This window comes from Halorussus salinisoli (assembly GCA_005239435.1).
In the GTDB taxonomy this organism is placed as follows: domain Archaea; phylum Halobacteriota; class Halobacteria; order Halobacteriales; family Haladaptataceae; genus Halorussus; species Halorussus salinisoli.
Map to the genome: position 1 here is coordinate 234022 of SZNP01000007.1, position 19719 is coordinate 253740.

Genomic DNA, 19719 nt, shown 5'->3' on the forward strand with positions numbered 1-19719 from the left:
TGATGCTTTCACTAACCCAGATATTATTATCCATGGGAGACTACGACCGGCGGAAATTCCTTCGGCTCGGGAGCGTAGTGGTCGCGGGCGGGCTCGCGGGCTGTTTCGGCCAGCGAGGCGGCGAGGACGAAACGACCGCAGAACCCACGACGACCGAGGGGGAAACCACCACGGTTGGACCTTCCCGGCAGGCCTACACCTTCCAGGACGCGACGTGGGACACCTACTGGTACTCGCTGTACAACATGAGTACGAACATCTCGATGAGCGGTAACGGCGTCCAGTTCCCGCACAACGAGGAACAACAGGAGGCCTTCGACCAGCGCGTCCCGGCGATGCTGGAAAACGCGGACGTGAACGAGTCACCCGTGAAGAACCCGAACCTCAACATGGCCGCGTTCACGAAGGGCGACCCCAGTTTCACGGAGGAACCGGTGCTCGATGCGGGCGACGGGCGGCCGGACGCCTCGACGCTGAAGTGGGACGTGGAAAAGTCTTCGAAGACGGTTAGCCCGTCGTCGCTGGCGTGGACCCACCTCAAGGGCGTGACGTGGGCGAAGAACTTCGAGGACCACTTCGACCTCCTGCCGGACGCCATGGCACCGAAGTTCCGCTCACAGGTGCTGACGACGCTCGCTCAGATCGGCATCAACGCCGCGCTCCTCGTGGGCGGTCCCGAAGAGAACGGCGCGCTCACCAAGGGCGAGTCGCTAGAACTGGTCTCGGGGTTCAATCCGGTCGAGGGCGAACTCGTGGACGAGAAATCTCGCCCGCATCACCACGCCGCGATGCTGTGGTTCCTCTCGGACCTGAACAGCCTCGCGCAGAACGAGTGGTACGGCTACGTCAACCCTGAACCCCTGATTCCCACCGAGAAGATTCAGGAGTTGACCGACGGGATGGGCGAGACCACGATGGACCTGTTCGCGCCCGCCGACATCGTCGAGATGGAGAGTACCCGCTCGCTGGGCGAGATGCTCGGTGCTGTCGGCTGGTTCGGCACCCACGCCGGGTCGTCGGACCTCGAATCGCGGGACGCCGACTACGCCAACGAACTCGCCAGCGAGGTGGAAGCCCACGTAACGAGCAGCGGCGAGGTGGAGAACGGCGTGGAAAATCAGGCCGCCACGCAGGGGTCCGTCGGACAGGGACTCCTGTGGGCCTCCCAGATAGAGGGAGTCGACCACACCGACCTCGCGACGACCGTGCTGGAGTACATGCTCGACGAACTCTGGAATCAGGAGGCCGGGATGTTCGCGTCCGGTGCGGACGCAACGACCTACAACGTCACGGCCCGAGACGCCGGTGACATCACTGGCGGAGTGAACGCCGCCGACGCGGTACTGGGGATGAACGAGGTGCAGGAGACGTTCGCCATCTGCTTCAATCAGGCGTTCAACCGCGGTCGGTTACAGCGCGCCGAGCGACCGCAGTCTCGTGACGACGACTCGGAGTACCCGCTTCCGCTCCCGACCGATGCTGGCGGAGAGTACGGGCAGGCAGCGGTCTACAACACCGAGGTCCAGTACGATACCGACGCCGACGAGTGGAGCGTCACCGACCGAACGTTCGACTGCGAACAGGCGCTCTACCTCGCCAATCAGGACATCTGGATGAGCCAGTGGGGTGGCGAGTTCTTCGAGGGCCGAGGGGTTCCCGGGAAGAACGACACCCCCGCGTCGTCGTAGCCTACCGACCGCGGTTCACCTGCGCTAATCGCCGACTGCAGTCCGCCTGCACAAATCACCGACGGCAGTCCACGATGCCGGTCGCGGTCGGCCGAGCGCCAGTAGCCGAGCAGCCACGAGAGCACCAAAGACATCTATAGATGATTTAGAAGCTTATATACGTGTGTTTAAACAATATTTTAGTTTCTTTGATATTCCTATGGTCATCCAGGACGGAAGACCGATTACGAGCGAGTTACGGCGAGAGACGGGTCACAGCGTCACTTCATCTCCGATTTCGGCGATTTCCAGTCGCTCGGGGTAGTCGAAGCTTCGCGCGTGGTCGTGGAGCGCGGTCGGGTCGGCGGTCAGGCCCTTCCACATGTCCCAGTGGCTCGGCAGGAACCGGTCGAACTGGAGGTCGCTGGCCGCCTCGACGGCCTGATTTTCGTCGTTGTACCACCGAGTGCGCTCGGGTTCGCGGGTCTCTTTGTCCGGAATCCGGCCGACGCTTCCGAACGCCAGCACCCCGAGGTCCACGTCGTACTCCTCGCCGAGTCGCTCGAACTCGTCGCTGGGCTTGGTGTCGCCGCCGTGGAAGAAGGTTCGGCCGTCGTACTCCACGACGTAGCTGACCGGGTGAGTCGCGTCGGGGTCGTGGGCCGGTTCGACGTGGACCGTGAACGCGCCGACCTCGAAGGTGTCGCCTTCTTCGATTTCTTCCAGTTGGTCGTCGCGGACGTCCCACTCGTCGGTCCAGTTCTCGTCGTCGCGCGCGACCGCGACGCTGTCGTCGGGCGCGTAGAAGGTCGCTCCGGTCGATTCGAGAATCGGGGCCTGACTCGGGCCGTGAACGTGGTCGGTGTGTTCGTGGGTCGCCAGTATCGCGTCGGCCTCGTCCACGTCGGTAGGGTCGAAGGGCACCGGTACCATCCGAACCGTCCGCGGCGGGTCGCCGGTCCCGAGGTACGGGTCGACGAAGATGGTGGTGTCCTCGGCTTTCAGGACGAAGCCGTTACAGCCGAGATACCAGACTGCGATGCCCTCGGGGTCGGCGGCTTCGACCGCGCGCGGGAGCCAGTCTCCCCAATCGCTGTGAATCGTCATGTGGCTCACTCGGCCGAGAAAAGAGGTAAGTGTTGTTCTTCGCGGCGGCTCAGAAGTCGCGCAGACGGACGTGGTCGTCGTCGATCTCCGCGATGCGGTCCAGATCGACCGCGTAGGCGTCGTCGTCGTGGCCTTCCCACCCGAGCCGAGTCTTGACGCGCTCGGCGATGCCGGGGTTCGGGTCCACGTAGAGTTGGTCGGCGCTCTCGTCTACTTCTGTGACGACGCCGATTTTATCGCCGGTGTCGTCCAACACGTCCTTGCCCACGTCGTCGTCGTCCAGCACGATGGATCCGTGCTCGGCCATCATCTCGTCTTCGCCCACCGTCTCGTCCGAGGTTGTAGTTGGCTCCTCGCCCATCGTGGTTCCGCTCTCGGCGGCGGTCGTCTCGTCGGTGGTCGCGGTCGTCTGGGTCTCCGCGCCGGTCGTGACTCCCGCAGCGGCGGTCTCGTCGCGGTCTATCCGGACGCCCTCGACGTCGAGACGCTCGCCTTCGACGCCTTCCTCGGTGGCGTCGGAGCCGATGAGCATGCTCTCGACCAGGATGGACTCGACGGTCTCACTGCTGACGAGTTCCTCGTCGGTGAACTCGAAGGTGAGTCGCTTGCGGTCCACGATTTCGTCCTCGACGATGCGGCGCTCGTAGAGGTGTGTCTCGATGACGCCCTCGTCGGTGAACTCGCTCTCGACGTGTCCGCCCTCGACGACGTTCTCGGTGACGACCTCCCCACCGAGGATGTCGCTTTGGAGGATGTTTCGCTGGACGCCTTCGAGGTCGACGCGACTCTCCAACGTGTCGGACTCGACGGTCTCGGTCTCCTCTACGTCGTGGTCCACGACACGACTCTCGACCGTCTTGCGCTCGATGATCTCGCGGGTCACGTCGCGGGTCTCGGCCACGTCGACCGTGATGACCTCGTGGTCGGTCACTTCGATCTCTTGCTGGTCTTCCTCCCACCCGACGCTCTCGCTGTCCTCCACGATGGCGATTCCTCGCTCCTCCTCGCCGAGGTGGACGTCCACGATTTCGCGCCGGACGAGTTCGGTGTCGATAACCTCGTCGCGGACGATTTCGCTATCGACGACCTCGCTCTCGATGGTTTCGGTCTCTTGAACCGTCTTCTCGATGACCTTGGTCTCGGTGATTTCGGTCTCGACGGTCTCGCCCTCCATCAGGGCCTGTTCGACCTCTTCGTCTTCGAGCGTGGCGCGCTCGATGGCCTCGGTTCGGTCCACGAGTTCGAACTGGCTTCCGCCTTCCTTCGGTCGGTCGGCGTGGCGGGCCAGCGCGAGTTCGTTCTCGTCGAGGTGCTGGTGGAACTCGTCCCACGAGGTCTCCTCGACGTTCTCGGTCGATTCGTCGTCGGGGTGGTGAATGTGTGGTTCGCGCTCGCCAGCCTCGGTTGTCCGGAACGCGGGCTTGGATCCGCTGTCTTCGACCCACGTCCGAATCGTCTCGCGGTCGGTCGTGACGTTGGTCGCGTCGTCTCGTGCTCTGGTCTCGTCCGTCTCAGTTCGTTTTTCGTCTACCATAGTTCCCCTCTATGACATAGGTGGGTCTGGGTAGACTTAGGCCTCCTTGCCAGATATCGGAGAAGAATCAGAAACGACGGGGTTCGTCAGTCCTCGCAGCAACCGCTCGCTTGGTCGCCGAAGTCCACGGCCAGCGGCTCAGAGATGGCCTTGTTGACGGTCTCCATCTTCTCTTCGAGTGCCTCTTGGGCCTGGAGGTACTCCTCCATCACCGGCATGGAGTGAAGTTCCTGCTGGGCCTCTCGGACCTTCTGGACGTCCTCCTTGGTTGCTTCGCCGGTCTGGCGTGCGAGCATGAACTCCTGGCGCATCTGCTCGAACTCCTGGACCTTCTCTTGGGCCTCGTCGTTCTGCTCGACGGCTTCCTTGGTCTCCTCGAACCGCTGGTACTCGGGCGTCTGAGCGATTGCCTCGCCGAGTTGCCCCGCGAGTTCTTCGACGTGGGTGAGTTCGGTCGCCTCGCCGTCGGCCTCGGTTTCGATGCTCATGTGTGGCTGGATTGGGACTGTGGCGTTTTAGACCTGCCGGATATTCACCGCGAAAGCGACGACGTGGAGTTACCGCGAAGAGGACGATTACGGGCGAGAACGCGACCGCGAGAGAACATCGTTCTTAAACGTCTTCGTCGACAATCCACTCTCAATGAGCCAAGAACAGGACTTCTCCGAGGGAGACCTCCGAAACACCGGCATGTCCCTGAAACACGACCGGGAGTGGGACTACGAACTCGACCGCATCGTGGAAGCGGTCGAGGAGCGCGACGCCACCAAGGTCGGGCTTCAGTTCCCCGAGGGACTGAAGCGCAGAGGGCCGAGAGTAGCCGACGACATCCGCGAACTCGTCCCCGACGACGTGACCGTGATGCTGTCGGGCCAGCCCTGCTACGGGGCCTGTGACCTCGACACCTTCCTGATGAAGCGGACCGACGTGTTCGTCCACTTCGGCCACTCGCCGATGAAGAACACGGACAAGGTCATCTACGTCCCGCTGTTCTCGAACGTGGACGTGTTCCCCATCATGGAGGAGTCGCTCGACGAACTCGCCGACCCCGAGGACGACCCGAACGTCGGACTCGTCACGACCGCCCAGCACATGAACCGCTTCGAGGAGATGAAGTCGTGGCTGGACGAGCGCGGCTACGAGGTTCACACCCGGCGCGGCGACGACCGACTCACCCACGAGGGACAGGTCCTCGGCTGTAACTACGCCAGCGCCGACATCGACGCCGACCAGGTCCTCTACGTCGGCGGCGGGAAGTTCCACCCGCTGGGCCTCGCCATGGAGCATCCCGACAAGAACGTCGTCATCGCCGACCCCGTGAACAACGTCGTCACGGTCGCCGACACCGAACAGTTCCTGAAACAGCGCTACGCCTCGGTCCACAAGGCGATGGACGCCGAGAAGTGGGGCGTCATCTTCTGCACCAAAATCGGGCAGGGACGCTGGGAGCAGGCCGAGGCGATTCTGGACGACAACGACGACGCCTACCTCATCACGATGGACGAAGTGACGCCCGACCGACTCCGGAACTTCGACATGGACGCCTTCGTCAACACCGGATGCCCGCGCATCACGACAGACGACGGCCCGCAGTTCCACAAGCCGATGCTGACCCCCGGCGAGTACGAGATTGCCGTGGGGAACAAACCTCTCGACGAACTCTCGTTCGACACTTTCCACGGCACGTGGTGAGGTAGACCCCCGTCGCTCTTTTCGCCGACTCAGAAGGCCGACGCAGAGCCGACGAACCTCGTGAGACCGGCCGTCGCGTCCGGCCCTCGGTGGAACGTTCGCCTGCCGACGCGATTCTGCGCACTTCGTCGCTGGCTGTCGGTGGAGCGCACTTTCCTTCCCTTCCCTAACGTGAGAAATTAAATCTGGAGATGTCGAATTTGGAGAGAATTCCTCGGCGTCTCGTGGCCGATTTCCCCCCCCAGATATTACTCACAAGCATTTACCTAACCTTTTTGTATGAGTAACGGGTATGTGCTGGTAACGATGAGCGCCACCCGTTCCGCCGACGTCCGAACCGCTATCGAACGCTGTCGCGTCGAAGACGCTACGCCGGTCAGTCTCGACGCCGACGCGATACCCTCGACCGCCCGCGACGACCTCCGAGAACTCAAGCGCGAACTCGACGCCGACGATTTCGTAGCCGCCCGCGTGGTCGTGAACGCCTGCTTCGGCGAGAACTGCTCGTTCGCCACGCAGGACGAGGCCGACCGCGTGCGCGAGTACGTGCGGGCCGCCTCCTTCCTCGGCGCGAGCACCGTCACCGTCGAGTTCGACAGCGTGGCCGACGAGTCGAAGGTCCGACCCGCGCTGGCCGCGGTCGCAGAGCGCGCCCGACGCGAGGGCGTCAGCCTCGACGTGGCCGGACCCATCACGCTCGAAAACTGACGACGAAGGCTCTCGGACGTATCCTTCTCTCTCAGAGCCGTATTTTCACCCGGTAAATAAACGTATACATTTCCCACGTCCGGTCGTATCGAACCGCGACCGGACCGCGATGGTAGGCCGACCAGACCGCAGATTCCGCCTTCCCGACCAATCCACCGACGACCGCTTTCCCGGCCAATCCACTGTGGTGAGACCGAAAGGGGCCGCGCTCAGGCGACCGCAAGCGCGCGAGGACTTTCTACCCGTTTTTCACCACGACTGTCACGGTAGCTCCGAGTCGAGCGTCACGACAGCTCTGAATCGAGCAATTACTCTGCATCCGAATCCAAACGTTCTCCTTCTCGAACCACCTCCCCTCACGCATGGACAAGGCCGCGCTGGAGCGCCGTCTCTCGCGGGTCGAAGGCTTCCAGGACCCGCGAGTCGAGTTCGAACAGTATCCGACGCCCGCGGACCTCGCGGCCCATCTCGTCCACCTCGCCGACGTGCAGGGCGACCTCGCCGGGAAGACGGTCTTGGACTTGGGCACCGGAACCGGGATGCTCGCGCTGGGTGCGGCGTGTCGAAGTCCCGCGCGCGTCCTCGCGCTCGACCGCGACCCCGCGGCGGTCGCACAGGCCCGCGAGAACGAGCGCCGGGTCGCAGACGCGGGTACGCCCGCGTCCGCGACCGAGGTCGCGTGGATTCTGGCGGACGCGACTCGCGCGCCACTCTGCCCGTCGGAGTGCGGTCGCTCGTCGCCCGGGGCGACGAGCGACCTGCCGGAGGTCACGGTCCTGATGAATCCGCCCTTCGGCGCGCAGGCGGGCAACGAACACGCGGACCGGGCGTTTCTGACGACCGCGAGCGAGATCGGGTCGGTCTCCTACTCGATTCACAACAGCGGAAGTCGGGAGTTCGTGGAAGCCTTCGCCGACGACGAGGGCGGCGACGTGACCCACGCGTTTCGGGCGGAACTGGCGCTTCCCCGGCAGTTCGCCCACCAGACCAGCGACCGGGAGGTTATCGAGGCCGAGGTCTTCCGGGTTCGGTGGGAGTAACGGAGTGTTTTCCTACCGGGATTCGTGTCGGCGAGTATGAGCGACCACCTCGAAACCAGAGTACGGCTCGTCGGTGCTGGCATCCAAACGTCGCTGTTCGGTCTCGCCGTCGTGGAGTTCGACAGCGTCGGCTTCGCCCTCGTCTTCTTCGGGGCCGCGATAACCCTCGGCGGAGTCATCTGACACCGGCCTCGGTCAGTCGTACGACTCGCGCGCCGCGACCTGTACTCTGGTCCCGTCGTAGGCCGCGAACAGTTTCCGGCCCTCGCGCTCGAATCGGATGCCGTCGAGGGTCACGTTCTCGCCAGCGGCGGGAATCGGCGCGTCGGCGACCGTCGAGTTGTTCCGCGTGACGTGGAGGTCGAACTCGCCCTCGCTCGGGACGACGGCGACCGACCGGTTGGCGAGCGTCGGCCCGGCGATGGCGCGGTCCGAGGCGAAGGTGTGGGTCCACTCGTCGTCGTCCGGGCCGCGGAGCCAGACCTGATACGCGGTGGGACCGTTGAGGACCGACCAGCCCCGGCGCTGGACGTCGACGACCTCCGACCAACCGACGCCGCCGACCCGGACTCGCGCTCGGCCGCGGAACGCGAGGCGACCCTTCGAGACCGCCTGGGTCCAGATTTCGCGGTCCTCTTCGACAACGATGACGCCGCTGGTCGTCACGTCGGTCGTCTCGCCGAACAGCGAGACGTCGATTGCCGAGACCTTCTGATTCGGGACGTTTTCGGCGTAGGTCACGTTGTAACCCTCGACCTCGATTCCGGGACCGTCTCCGGGAACGCTTCCGTCGTCTACCGTGGTGAGGTTGACCGGGACCGCGACCCCGACCATGATCGCCAGCGGGAGCAGGAGCGCGAGCAGGCCGACCTGCTGGCGGGATACGTCGCCGAAGATGGGACGGCGGTCCGCGGTCGCCGCGACGGTGGTCAGGCCCGCCAGCGCGACCACGAAGACGACGCCCAGCCCTCGGTAGAGGACGTAGGTGCTCTCGCCGCGGTACCACCAGAGCGCCCAGAGGGTCATCGACATGCCGAGGACGAACGCGCCGGTCCAGAGTCGGAGCGCGCCGACGCGTTCGCGCCGTCGGTAGAGGACCACGACGCCGAGCAGAACCCCGAGCAGGAGACCGAGCGCGTGGCCCTGCACCGCGATGCCGAACCACCACGGGTTGCCGAAACTCCGGGAGGCCGACCCGGAAATCACGGGGTCGCGCATGGCGAGGTAGACGGTCCGGATGGCTCCCTGCGCCGAGACGGCGACCACGGTCATCAGGGGGTAACGAACCAGCGCGAAGCCGACGAACGCGAACACGACGCCAGAGAAGCCGATGATGGGTCCCCACGAGAACAGGCCGGTGGCGACGCCGACGAGCGCCACGCCCGCGGGGAAGATGACGAACGCTCGAATCCAGGGGTTCGAGGTCCGCGAGAAGAACGGGTTCTCGCCGCGCTTCGTCGGGAAGTGGCCGAAGAAGTACTCCGCGAGCGGCGCGACTGCGAGGGTCGTGGTGAGGTTGCCGACGAGGTGTCCCGGCCCGGTGTGGGAGAAGGGTCCGAGCAACCAGCCGACGGGGTAGAGGTACGACCACGACGAGAACGGGAGCGTCACGGGGTCTCGCCAGTGGCTCCAGCCCTGCTGGACGAACAGGTACACCGCGAGGACGCCCACCACCGAGACGAGCGTTCCCCACGGCACGCCGAGCAGGAAGCGCGAGCGAAGTCGCTGGCCCCACCGGCCGTTCGGGCCGTCGAGTCGCCGAACCAGCGCGAGCGACAGTAGAACGACGACCGGGATGGCGACCTGCTCCGGCGCGGGCAACCACGTGGGCAACTGAACCATACCGACGTATTTGACCAGCATCATATAAATCGGTGGCTGGATTCGACTCGAAAATCGAACCGAGTCGGTCCGGATAGAGACCGAGGACCCCTCGACGGGAGCCCGGTATTATTAGAATTCTAATTATTCATCCGAACGAAACCTGGACTTCTGGACTACGGGCTACGCTCGGTGCCACATCCCATAGAACGCGCCCGACGTCACAGATTACGGGATGCACCCGACGCCACAGACGACAGGGATGCGCCGCACACTCGGCCGCGCGAGTTGCGTGGCCGAGCGTGTGAGCGGGGAGGGACGGGGCGCGGTGGCGGTGCGGTTGTGGTGGCGATGAGGTTATGATTGACTCACGGAGTAACTAGCTTTCTCGACGTTTCCTCTGTTCGTATCACCATCTTGATTGTCCCGGCCAGAAGCGAGCGACTCACCGACTTCGAGGACGGCCACGACTCCATTCTACGCTCCAGAGCGAAGAAGCCTCATCGTAATGTTGAAACGCGCAAAGCCTGAATTGAGAGGTATGGAACTACGGGTCATCGAGAAGGCCGACGACGAACTCTCCATCGAAATCGCCGGAGAGGACCACACCTTCATGAACGTGCTGAAGGGCACGCTCCTCGAACAGGAGACCGTCGCGGCCGCAACGTACGACATGAACCCCGAGCAGTCCGGCGGCCAGACCGAACCGATTCTGACGATAAAGACCGAGGAGGGTGCCGACCCCCTCGACACGCTGGAGGACGCCGCGGGCGACATCAGAGGCAAGACCACGGCGTTCCAGGACGCCTACGAGAACGCGGCCTAAGCGAACCCCCACGAACGGCCCGCGACCAAGCAACGTTCGCATTTCTCCAAGCAACATAGTTGTTCCTTTTAGACGATACTTTGCCCCTCTGAGAATCGTATTTGTTTCTCGCAGGTGGCTTCTTCCAATCTGTCCGACCGGCACCGAACACACCGGTCCGACTGGCCGCGACCGAGCGCGTCGGCGAACGAGATTCGCGGGCAGTCCACGCCGCCGGGCCGTCGATATCGTTCACTCCGTTCATCACCTGCCCGCGAGTGACCGGTTCGAGAATCCGGCGGTAGAGCGTCTAAAGCTGGGAATAAGCCGCGCCTAACCGTCGTAATCGGGCACGGAACTCCGAAACGGTCGGGGCCGTTTATTGACGCAGTCGGAAAAGCCTCGTCCCGTATGAGAACACGCGTAGTAGTCGTAGCGACGCTCGTACTGCTCGCCGGGACCTCCTCGGCGCTCGCGGTGACTCCGAACGCACACACCGACTCGTCGGCAGTCGAACCGGGCGCGATTTCGGCCCAAGACGACGCGCAGAACGAGACCGAACTGACCTACGAGAATCTAACTATAGAGCGGTTGAACCTCACCAACGCCACCGTCCAGCAGGTGGTGCTGAACGAGACGCTACTCAGCCAGAGCGACACCGAGACGACGGACGCCGAGACGACGCCGGCCGAAACGGCCGGAGCGAACTCTCTGGGCACCACCACGGCGTCGAATCTCACGGTCGTCAACGCGACGCTCCATAACGTGACGCTTCGAGACGTGACGATTCGGAATCAGACCGTCGCCGACCAGCTATTCGGCGGCGAAGCGCCCGAGGGCGAGAACGCCACCCTCGAAAACGCTTCGCTGTCGGAGATCAGCGTCGATTCGCTGTCGGTGAACTCGACTCTCGTCGGCTCCGTCGAGGTCAACGACGTGCGCACGGCCATCTCCCCCGGCGGAACGGGTGACGCCGCGGAAATAGAGGGCCAGCCGACGGTCGAAGTCGAGGACATGAGCGTCGGTAGCGCCACTCTCGACAGCGTGGAAGCCGACAGCGTCAGCGTCGAGAACGCCTCTGTCGGTCTCGGCGTCCTCGGCGGCGGCGCAGGCGGCGAGGAGACGACGACCGGTGACGACGTGGGCGGCGAAGCGACCACCACGACCGGCGAAGGCAACGAGAGCAGCGCGCTCCGCGCACCCGAGGCGTAGTCGACCGACGGCCTCTCCGTTCGTGAATCGTAGTCCGACCGTGCCCGCTATTCTTCGGCGTCGACATCGTCCAGCAGTTCCTCGGCCTCTGCGACGCTATCGGTGGTTTCGACCGTGTACTCCACGTCGCCCGCCCGGTCGAACTGCATCTTCGCCAGCGGCGAGTCGCCGACGACTCTGACGACGGTGCCCACGTCGTGGGCCGAGAGGAAGGTCTTCGACCGTTCGAGGTGGTCTTTGGCCTCCTGCGGACTCGCTTCCAACTCCCGAATGTCGGTCACTACGTCGAATCCGGAGTCGAGTCGCTTCGCCGCCTCGATGGTCTTCTCCGCCGACGCCGCGGCCTCCTCCTCGTCGAACTTCCCACCGAGCGTGACGTACAGCCGGTTAGCGTCCAAATCCGCTTCGATTTCGTGCATCGAAACCCACGTCTAACTGACGGAATTTTTATCTTCGGGATTTGGAAACGAACTCTGACGATATTTTATCTCTTACAGCAGAGGGAAACTTCGGTCAGAGCCGGATCGGAAGGTCGCGGTCGTCGAGATACTCCTTGACCTCTCGGATCGAGTACTCGCCGAAGTGGAAGATAGAGGCCGCAAGTGCCGCGTCGGCCCCCGCGTCGGTGAACACGTCGTACATGTCCTCCGGGCCGCCGCATCCCGACGAGGCGATGACCGGCGTGTCCACGGCGTCACAGACCGCCTCCGTCAGCGGGATGTCGTAGCCCTCCTCGGTGCCGTCCCTGTCGATGGAGTTGACGAACAGTTCGCCAGCGCCGCGGGACTCGGCTTCCGCGGCCCACTCCACCACGTCGAGGTCGGTACCCTCCCGGCCGCCCTTGACGGTACACTCGAACCAGCAGGACTCGCCGTCCACCTCGACGTAGTGTTCGCCTCGCTCGTCGTAGCGTCGCTTGGCGTCCACCGAGATGACGATGCACTGGCTTCCGAAGGCTTCTGCGCCCGCCTCGATGAGGCCGGGATTCGCTATCGCACCGGAGTTGATGGACACCTTGTCCGCGCCCGCCCGGAGGGTCTCCTTGATGTCGTCGGTCGTCCGGATACCTCCACCCACCGTGAGGGGGATGAATATCTCGTCGGCCACGTCCTCCACGACGCCGAGCATGGTCTCCCGGCCGTCGGCGCTCGCGGTGATGTCGAGGAAGACGAACTCGTCGGCCCCCGACTCGTTGTACGCGCGGGCCATCTCCACCGGGTCGCCGGTGTATTCGAGGTTCTCGAAGTTGACGCCCGTGTAGACTGCGGGATTCCCGTCCTCGTCCAGGTCCACGTCGATGCACGGAATTACTCGTTTGGTGAGGGTCATTTCGTTACTCGTGAGTTGGCACGAGCACGGTTTTACGGTTTCGACTGTGGCAGTCGTCGGAACCGAGAACCCCGACCTCTTCGCGTGACGGTGGCGTTTGGAATCGCCGCGCTCGACGGCACGTACACCCCGGCGCGTGCTGGCGCGGCACGAGTCGGCGCCAACCGTGTCTTCCGACCACGTTCCTCGGTATCGTCAGTAGCCACCCCTCCACGTTCGAATCCCGTCCCCCGAACCCCAACTTTCACGACTACACGCCTCGCATCTCCCGACTACCATGGCCTGCAAGATGGTGATTCTGGCGTCGCGCAAGGAGGACACCAGCCACGACGAGTGCATCGAGTACATGCACGAGGACCACGCACCCCTCGTGAACGACCTGCCCAATCTCCAGCGATACACTTCCTCGGTCCCGACCGACCCCGAGAAGGCGGGCTACGACTACGTGGCCCAACTCTGGTTCCAGAGCCCCGGCGAGATGAACGAAGCCTTCGAATCCGAGCAGGGCCGGGAGGTCCAGCAGGACGCCACCACCTTCCTCGACATGGACGCGACGAAGATGATTCCCGCCGTGAACGAGACGGTTCACTACGAGGCGGAGTAGGTCTAGAGCGGGATTCGAGGTCTTTTTCGCAGTTTCACGGGTTCGTCAGGAACGTCAGCAATTGAAGTAGTGACGGGATAGAAAGCCCCCGCCCGGTCGCGGTCGCTGACCGACATATCCGTAGGTCGGGCGGTGCTGAGAGACCTGCAGATAGGGGCCGGTCAGACGACCACGGGCCTCCGGCCCGCGACCGGGCGGCCCCTTTCAGTCCACCCAGACAGCAGTTTGCGTGGGCGAGCGCATCCTGATGTTATGGGGCACCGAGCGCTGGCCTCACGCCTCCCCAACCTCTTCCTTCGCTCCTTTCAGTCGCTCAGTCGTCCCTCGCGCGGTTGGCGCGACCCGCGAGGGATCACGCCAGCACGCGCCGAGGTGCACGTGACATCGAGTGTGCCGGAGTTCCGGAATCCCCGTCACAGAGCCGGAATTCCAAAATCCATCGTCACGAAACCACTCCCGACCGAGGCCGAAACCCGCCGTTTCGTCAGTCCAGTTCGTAGACTCTGGCCTCGTAGGGTCGCATCTCGAACGACTGCGGCCCTTCGGCATCAATCGCGTAATTGTGGACGACGCACTCCGCGTCGTCGTAGTCCACGCTCCCCGGGAGCGAGAACGTCGGCGTTCCCTCGTCGAAGTTCAGTACCGTGAGGAGTCGGTCGTCGTCGAGCGTCCGGAGGTAGGCGTAGACGTCCGGGTCGTCGGGGAGGAGGAGTTCGTAGTCGCCGTAGATGGCCGCGGGCGTCGCCTGCCGGAACTCGATTAGTTCGCGGTAGTAGTGCCAGATGGAATCGTCCCTGGCTCTCGCGTCCGCGACGTTCACTGCGTCGTGGTTGGGATTGACCGGTATCCACGGCTCCCCCTCGGTGAATCCCGCATTCTCCGAGTCGTCCCACTGCATCGGCGTTCGGGCGTTGTCCCGACTTCGATAGCTCACGATTTCCAGAATCTCGTCCGTCTCCCACCCTTCCTCGCGCTTTCGCTGGACGAAGTTCCGGGCGCTCACGTCTTGGACCTGCGATTCGCGCTCGAAGGGGAAGTTCGTCATGCCGATTTCGTCGCCCTGATAGACGTAGGGAGTCCCCCGGAGGGTGAACAGCATCGTCGCCAGCATCTTGGCGGACTCGATGCGGTAGAGACCGTCGTCGCCGAACCGCGAGAGCATCCGGGGCCAGTCGTGATTGCCGAGGTAGACGCTGTTCCAGCCCTCGCCGTGCAGTCCGTTCTGCCACTTGGACAGGACCCGCTTGAACTCGGGGAGCGAGAACTCGCCGACGGTCCAGCGGTCCCCGCTCTCGCCGTAGTCGAGCGTGACGTGTTCGAAGTGAAATACCATGTTCAGGCCGTCGCCGTCCGGTCCGAGATACTGCTGGGCCTGTTCGATGCTCGCACCCGGCATCTCGCCGACCGTCATCACGTCACGGCCCTCCAGCACCTCCTCGTACATCTCGGCGACGTACTCGTGGGCGCGCGGCCCGGTCATGAAGTGCTCCGCGCCGGTCCACCCCGAGTCGGGGTCGCCGTCGGGTAGGCCGTCTGCCTTCGAGATGAGGTCGATGACGTCCATACGGAAGCCGTCGATGCCCTTGTCGAGCCACCACCGCATCATGTCGTAGATGCGCTCGCGGACCTCGGGGTTGCGCCAGTTGAGGTCGGGTTGCTTCTCGTCGAAGAGGTGGAGGTAGTACGCCTCGGTGCGCTCGTCGTAGGACCACGCCGACCCGCCGAACGCCGACTCCCAGTTGTTCGGCGGTTTCCCCTTCCCGCCCGGCCCGTCGCCGCGGCCCTCGCGCCAGATGTAGAAGTCCCGATACTCGCTGTCCTCCGACTCGCGGGCCTGCCGGAACCACTCGTGTTCGTCGGAGGTGTGGTTGACCACGAGGTCCATGATGAGCCGAATGTCCCGGTCGTGAAGACCGTCCAGAAGGCGGTCGAAGTCGTCCATCGTCCCGAATTCGGCCATGATGGCCCGGTAGTCGCGGATGTCGTAGCCGTTGTCGGCGTTGGGCGAGTCGTAGACCGGGTTGAGCCACACCACGTCCACCCCCAGCGCGTCGAGGTAGTCCAACTTCGCTTCGACGCCGCGCAGATCCCCGATACCGTCGCCGTCGGAGTCGAAGAAGCTCCGCGGATATATCTGGTAGACGACGGCCTCTCTCCACCACTCGCGGTTCACGTCGAAGGCGTCGGCCCAGTCCGCAACTTCCCCGGCGTCTCCACTCGGGTCTACCGACGACTGACTTTCTCCTCGCTCCATGTGGACACACGTTCGCGTTCCCGGGGCTTATGTTTGGTTGCGCTTAAGTAGGAGGACCGGAAAATTACTCGCATGGACGACCACGACGACCACACGGACCACGGCCACGACGTAGAGGGTCTCGACCGAGTTACTTCGCCGATGCAGGAGTTCTCGATCTCGCAGGTCGGCATCGGCTTCGCGGTCCTCGCTATCGGCCTCGTGGTGGCGTTCGCGATCCCGCTCCTCGCGGCCTGAGTAGCTGCTCCCGAACGATTTCCGACGACTTCCGACGTATTTCGGACGTTTTTCGACGGCCTCAAACGACCCTCACTGACTTCTGACGATTCTTCGCGAGTCAAAGTCACTACCGCCACTTTCGAGAAGATTCGGCTACGTGAACCAACCTTTTGCAGAAAACGAGAGTGGCTCAGTCCAGTTCGCGGGCCAGCACGTCGCGCAGGTCGGCGATTTCGTCGGCGTCGTAGCTCAGCGACTCGTCGCCGACGGTCAGGTCGAGCGATCGGGAGTCGTCGGCGTGGCCGACGCGGGCGACCGGCGCGACTCCATCGAAGGCCTCGCGCACGGAATCGGGGTCGGTCGTGGCGACGACCGCACGGCCGGGCGTCTCGGCGAAGAGGGCCTCGCGGCTCTCGACTTCCGCCGTCGCGCCAGCCTCGTCGCCGACCATCTCGGCGAGTGCGACCGCTAAACCGCCGTGGCTCATGTCGTGAACTGCGGTGGTCGGTCCGTCGTCGGCGACTTCCGCGAGCGTCTCCACGACCTCGCGGGGGTTCTCCGGGAGCGCAGGGAAGCGGTCGGTCCCGCCTATCTGGGCGAGGTACTCCGAGCCACCGAGTCGGTTCCCTCCCGCGTCACCGACCACGAGCAGGGTCGATTCGCCCGAGAGGTGGGCGGGCGGCGCGTCGTACCCCTCCTTCGTGCCGGTCATCGCCAGCGTCGGCGTCGGCGGAATCGGCCCGGAGGGCGAGTCGTTGTAGAGCGAGACGTTTCCGCCGACGACCGGTGCGTCGAGGGCCGCGCACATGTCGGCCAGTCCGTCCACGATGCCCTTGAAACCGCCGTAGACTTCGGGCTTCTCGGGGTTGCCGCCGTTGAGGCAGTCCACCGCGGCGAGAGGTGTCGCGCCCTTCGCGGCGAGGTTGGTGGCGTTCTCCAGCGCGACTGCGCGCGCACCCTCGTAGGGCGCGGCCGTGGTCCAGTTGGGGTCCGCGCCCGAGGAGATGGCGAGCCCTTTTTCGGCCTCTCGCAGCGCCAATACCGCCGCGTCGTCGCCAGGCCCGGTGGCGGTTCGGACCTGCACCTCGTGGTCGTACTGACGGTAGATCCACCGCTTGCTCGCGGTGTTCGGGTCGCCGACGACCGCCTCGAACGCTTCACGGAGGTCGGCGTCGGGTAAATCGCGCTCGGATTGGGTCGGCTTCTCGGCCGGGAGGTCGTTCATCGGCGCGCCGTCGCCGAGGAAGTGGGCGTCCACGTCCACGACCGTCTCGCCCTCGAAGGTACAGACGTAGTTCCCCTCGGTCACGTCGCCGATGACCGAACAGCCGAGGTCGTACTTGTCGGCGACCTGTTCGACCGCGTCCACGTTGTCGGGTCGGACCTCGTAGCACATCCGCTCTTGAGACTCGGCGAGCAGGATTTCGAGCGCGTTCATGTCGGGTTCGCGTTGGTGGACCCGTTCCAGTTCGATCTCCGCGCCGAGACCGCCCTTGGCGACCATCTCGCTGGACGCGCCGCCGAGTCCGGCCGCGCCGAGGTCGCGGGCCGCCTCGACCAACCCCCGTTCGAGCAGGTCCTCGCTGGCTTCGACGAGCAACTTCTCGGTGTAGGGGTCGCCGACCTGCACCGCGGGTCGGTCCTCGGTTTCGGCGTCCTCCGAGAGGTCCTCGCTGGCGAAACTCGCGCCGCCCAACCCGTCACGGCCGGTCGCGTTCCCGACCAGCATCAGTTTGTTTCCAGGTTCCTTGGCGTCCGCGGTGACGAGGCGCTCGTCGTCGAGCAGGCCCACGCAGGCCACGTTGACCAGCGGATTGCCCTCGTAGTCGGGGTGGAACGCCGTGCTTCCGGCGACGGTGGGGACGCCGATGGAGTTGCCGTAGTCCGAGATACCCTCCACGACGCCCTCCAGCAGGTACCGGGAGTGTTCGCGGTCGAAGTCGCCGAAGTACAGCGAGTCGGCCAGCGCGATGGGATAGGCCCCCATCGAGAGGGTGTCCCGGACGATGCCGCCGACGCCGGTGGCCGCTCCGTCGTAGGGGTCGACGAACGAGGGGTGGTTGTGGCTCTCGATACCCATCGTGACGTACGTCCCGTCTGCGACTTCCACGACTGCGGCGTCGTCGCCCGGCCCGACGACGACCTGCTCGCCCTCCGAATCGAAGGCCGACAGGAGCGGTCGAGACGACCGATACGCGCAGTGTTCGCTCCAGAGGTTCTCGAACAGCGCCGCTTCCGCCGGGGTCGGGTCCCGGTCGAGTTCGGCGACGACCAGTTCGCGGTCTGGTTCGGAGAGACTCATTCACTCTCCTGTACAGACACGGCGAATTAATGCCTTTCTATGTGCAGGTGCGTGCATACCTCGGTGGACGACCCCGATACCACCTACGTGGTGACCTCGCGCGTGTCCACCGGCCTGACCGACCGCTGGTCGGGCGTCGCGTGGCATCGAGAACGAGCCAATTCCCCCTATTTCGGTAATCGACCTTCAACAAATCAAAAAATTCTGATAGCTTTTGCCGCGCGATTTCGAACTGGTAAACTGAATTTCGATATATGGAATCGGAGTTCGAGGTGTCGGCCGCGGACGGGTTCGCGAAGCGAGCGAGCTAATTCCGAAACCGGCACGGAGACAGAAAATTACGTCTATAGAATAGAATACGATTGTCGATAAACTCTTTTGTGTTCCTTTAGAACATAAACACTTCTTCGTGTCCGAATTCGGGAACCCCGAGATACGGCTTCCAATTTTCAGGTTCGGTGCGAGCGTGCCCCCCGAACACTTCTTTCTGTTCCTCCGGCGGAAGGGACCCGACGTCTTTGAGGGACCGACCTTCCAGGTCGACGAAGTTCAGGAAACTCGTGACCAGCGCGTTCAATAACTACACGGTGAATGAGTAAAATCTGTCTTTTGTACCCGGTGTGCGACGAGCGACGTCCCGCCTCCCCACGAGAAGCGGGTCGTTGACCCGACGATTCGTCGCTGGTCGGTCGTCACGTACCGAGGCGCTTTTGCCGCCGCCCTGCCAACTCCCAACCGTGCTATCGGTCGAGCTTCACGCCCACTCGTCGCTGTCGTACGACGGCCGGGACTCGGTTGACCTCATGCTGGAGCAGGCCGCGGCGGTCGGTCTGGACGCGCTGGCTGTCACCGACCACGACGAAATCGAGGCCAGCCTCGACGCCGTCGAGAAGGCCGAGGAGTACGGACTGGTCGGCATTCCCGGAACGGAGGTCAGTTCGGCGGCGGGTCACGTCCTCGCGCTGGGCGTCCGCGAGCGCGTGCCCGCTGGACTGTCCTTCGGCGAGACGCTCGACCGGATTCACGAACTGGGTGGGGTGGCTATCGTCCCGCACCCGTTCCAGAAGTCCCGAAGCGGCGTGATGGCGAACATCACCGAGGCCGAACTCGCGGACGCCGACGCCATCGAAGTGTACAACTCCCGACTGCTGACCGGACGAGGCAACCGGAAAGCCAAGCGCTTCGCCGAGCGTCGCGGCCTCCCGCAGACCGCGGGAAGCGACGCCCACATCAGCGAGATGGTCGGACAGGCCGTCACGCGAATCGGGGCCGACGACCGGAGCGCGGTGGCGATTCTCGACGCCATCGTCGAGGGTCGGACCAGCGTCGAGGGCAAGCGCACTCCGTGGCACGTCAGCTTTCGGCAGGCCGCGGGCGGAGCCAAGCGCCGTGTGAAGAACCGCCTCGGCGAACTGCTGGAATGAC

18 protein-coding genes are annotated in these 19719 nt (G+C 64.2%); 10 read left to right on the forward strand and 8 right to left on the reverse strand.

Going from position 1 to position 19719, the window contains the following annotated elements:
* The first annotated feature begins 32 nt into the window (after nucleotides 1-32).
* Nucleotides 33-1688, forward strand: coding sequence for a plasmid stabilization protein (locus E2484_RS19760; RefSeq protein WP_137286911.1), 1656 nt, complete (start codon nucleotides 33-35; stop codon nucleotides 1686-1688).
* 252 nt (nucleotides 1689-1940) lie between these two features.
* On the opposite strand, the gene E2484_RS19765 is transcribed toward E2484_RS19760, so the two are convergent.
* The 3 genes from E2484_RS19765 to E2484_RS19775 form a co-directional block, all read right to left on the reverse strand.
* Nucleotides 1941-2774 carry an MBL fold metallo-hydrolase gene (locus E2484_RS19765; protein ID WP_137286912.1) on the reverse strand — a complete coding sequence of 278 codons (834 nt, stop codon included), beginning with the start codon at nucleotides 2772-2774 and terminating at the stop codon, nucleotides 1941-1943.
* A 49-nt stretch (nucleotides 2775-2823) separates the two neighbouring features.
* Nucleotides 2824-4308, reverse strand: coding sequence for a hypothetical protein (locus tag E2484_RS19770; RefSeq protein WP_137286913.1), 1485 nt, complete (start codon nucleotides 4306-4308; stop codon nucleotides 2824-2826).
* An 86-nt stretch (nucleotides 4309-4394) separates the two neighbouring features.
* Nucleotides 4395-4796 (reverse strand): YlbF/YmcA family competence regulator, encoded by a 402-nt coding sequence (locus E2484_RS19775; RefSeq protein ID WP_137286914.1) that lies wholly within the window; start codon nucleotides 4794-4796, stop codon nucleotides 4395-4397.
* Nucleotides 4797-4950: 154 nt separating this feature from the next.
* Here E2484_RS19775 and dph2 point away from each other — a divergent pair, with 154 nt between their 5' ends.
* From dph2 to E2484_RS25225, 4 genes are all read left to right on the forward strand, one after another.
* Entirely contained in the window at nucleotides 4951-6000 is a 1050-nt protein-coding gene (gene dph2 / locus E2484_RS19780; protein WP_137286915.1) for a diphthamide biosynthesis enzyme Dph2, read from the forward strand.
* Nucleotides 6001-6306: 306 nt separating this feature from the next.
* Nucleotides 6307-6708, forward strand: a complete 402-nt coding sequence (locus E2484_RS19785) for a hypothetical protein (RefSeq protein ID WP_137286916.1) — start codon at nucleotides 6307-6309, stop codon at nucleotides 6706-6708.
* Nucleotides 6709-7070: 362 nt separating this feature from the next.
* Entirely contained in the window at nucleotides 7071-7748 is a 678-nt protein-coding gene (locus tag E2484_RS19790; protein ID WP_137286917.1) for an METTL5 family protein, read from the forward strand.
* A gap of 36 nt (nucleotides 7749-7784) precedes the next feature.
* Nucleotides 7785-7931, forward strand: coding sequence for a hypothetical protein (locus tag E2484_RS25225; RefSeq protein WP_170977435.1), 147 nt, complete (start codon nucleotides 7785-7787; stop codon nucleotides 7929-7931).
* Between the two features lie 12 nt (nucleotides 7932-7943).
* On the opposite strand, the gene E2484_RS19795 is transcribed toward E2484_RS25225, so the two are convergent.
* Nucleotides 7944-9590 (reverse strand): rhomboid family intramembrane serine protease, encoded by a 1647-nt coding sequence (locus E2484_RS19795; protein WP_137286918.1) that lies wholly within the window; start codon nucleotides 9588-9590, stop codon nucleotides 7944-7946.
* Between the two features lie 520 nt (nucleotides 9591-10110).
* On the opposite strand from E2484_RS19795, the gene E2484_RS19800 reads away from it, so the two are divergent.
* The gene (locus E2484_RS19800; RefSeq protein ID WP_137286919.1) at nucleotides 10111-10395 is read left to right on the forward strand and encodes a DNA-directed RNA polymerase subunit L; all 285 of its coding nucleotides are present in this window, start codon (nucleotides 10111-10113) and stop codon (nucleotides 10393-10395) included.
* 390 nt (nucleotides 10396-10785) lie between these two features.
* On the forward strand, nucleotides 10786-11586 hold the full coding sequence (locus tag E2484_RS19805) for a hypothetical protein (protein WP_137286920.1): 801 nt from the start codon (nucleotides 10786-10788) through the stop codon (nucleotides 11584-11586).
* A gap of 47 nt (nucleotides 11587-11633) precedes the next feature.
* Here E2484_RS19805 and E2484_RS19810 read toward each other — a convergent pair whose 3' ends face one another.
* Together E2484_RS19810 and hisF are read right to left on the reverse strand one after the other, a co-directional pair.
* Complete coding sequence (locus tag E2484_RS19810; protein ID WP_137286921.1) at nucleotides 11634-12005, reverse strand: hypothetical protein; 372 nt, start codon at nucleotides 12003-12005, stop codon at nucleotides 11634-11636.
* 94 nt (nucleotides 12006-12099) lie between these two features.
* Nucleotides 12100-12915, reverse strand: coding sequence for an imidazole glycerol phosphate synthase subunit HisF (gene hisF / locus E2484_RS19815; RefSeq protein WP_137286922.1), 816 nt, complete (start codon nucleotides 12913-12915; stop codon nucleotides 12100-12102).
* 277 nt (nucleotides 12916-13192) lie between these two features.
* Here hisF and E2484_RS19820 point away from each other — a divergent pair, with 277 nt between their 5' ends.
* Nucleotides 13193-13519, forward strand: coding sequence for an EthD family reductase (locus E2484_RS19820; protein ID WP_137286923.1), 327 nt, complete (start codon nucleotides 13193-13195; stop codon nucleotides 13517-13519).
* A 484-nt stretch (nucleotides 13520-14003) separates the two neighbouring features.
* Here E2484_RS19820 and E2484_RS19825 read toward each other — a convergent pair whose 3' ends face one another.
* Nucleotides 14004-15773, reverse strand: coding sequence for a glycoside hydrolase family 13 protein (locus E2484_RS19825; protein WP_137286924.1), 1770 nt, complete (start codon nucleotides 15771-15773; stop codon nucleotides 14004-14006).
* A gap of 72 nt (nucleotides 15774-15845) precedes the next feature.
* Between E2484_RS19825 and E2484_RS25230 the strand changes: the two genes are divergently transcribed.
* Entirely contained in the window at nucleotides 15846-16010 is a 165-nt protein-coding gene (locus E2484_RS25230; protein WP_170977436.1) for a DUF7550 family protein, read from the forward strand.
* A gap of 172 nt (nucleotides 16011-16182) precedes the next feature.
* Here the strand turns inward: E2484_RS25230 and purL are convergent, their stop codons facing one another.
* Nucleotides 16183-18294 (reverse strand): phosphoribosylformylglycinamidine synthase subunit PurL, encoded by a 2112-nt coding sequence (gene purL, locus E2484_RS19830; protein ID WP_137286925.1) that lies wholly within the window; start codon nucleotides 18292-18294, stop codon nucleotides 16183-16185.
* Nucleotides 18295-19031: 737 nt separating this feature from the next.
* Here purL and E2484_RS19835 point away from each other — a divergent pair.
* A complete protein-coding gene (locus E2484_RS19835) occupies nucleotides 19032-19718 on the forward strand; it encodes a PHP domain-containing protein (RefSeq protein ID WP_137286926.1) in 687 nt (228 codons plus the stop codon).
* Nucleotide 19719 lies beyond the last annotated feature (1 nt).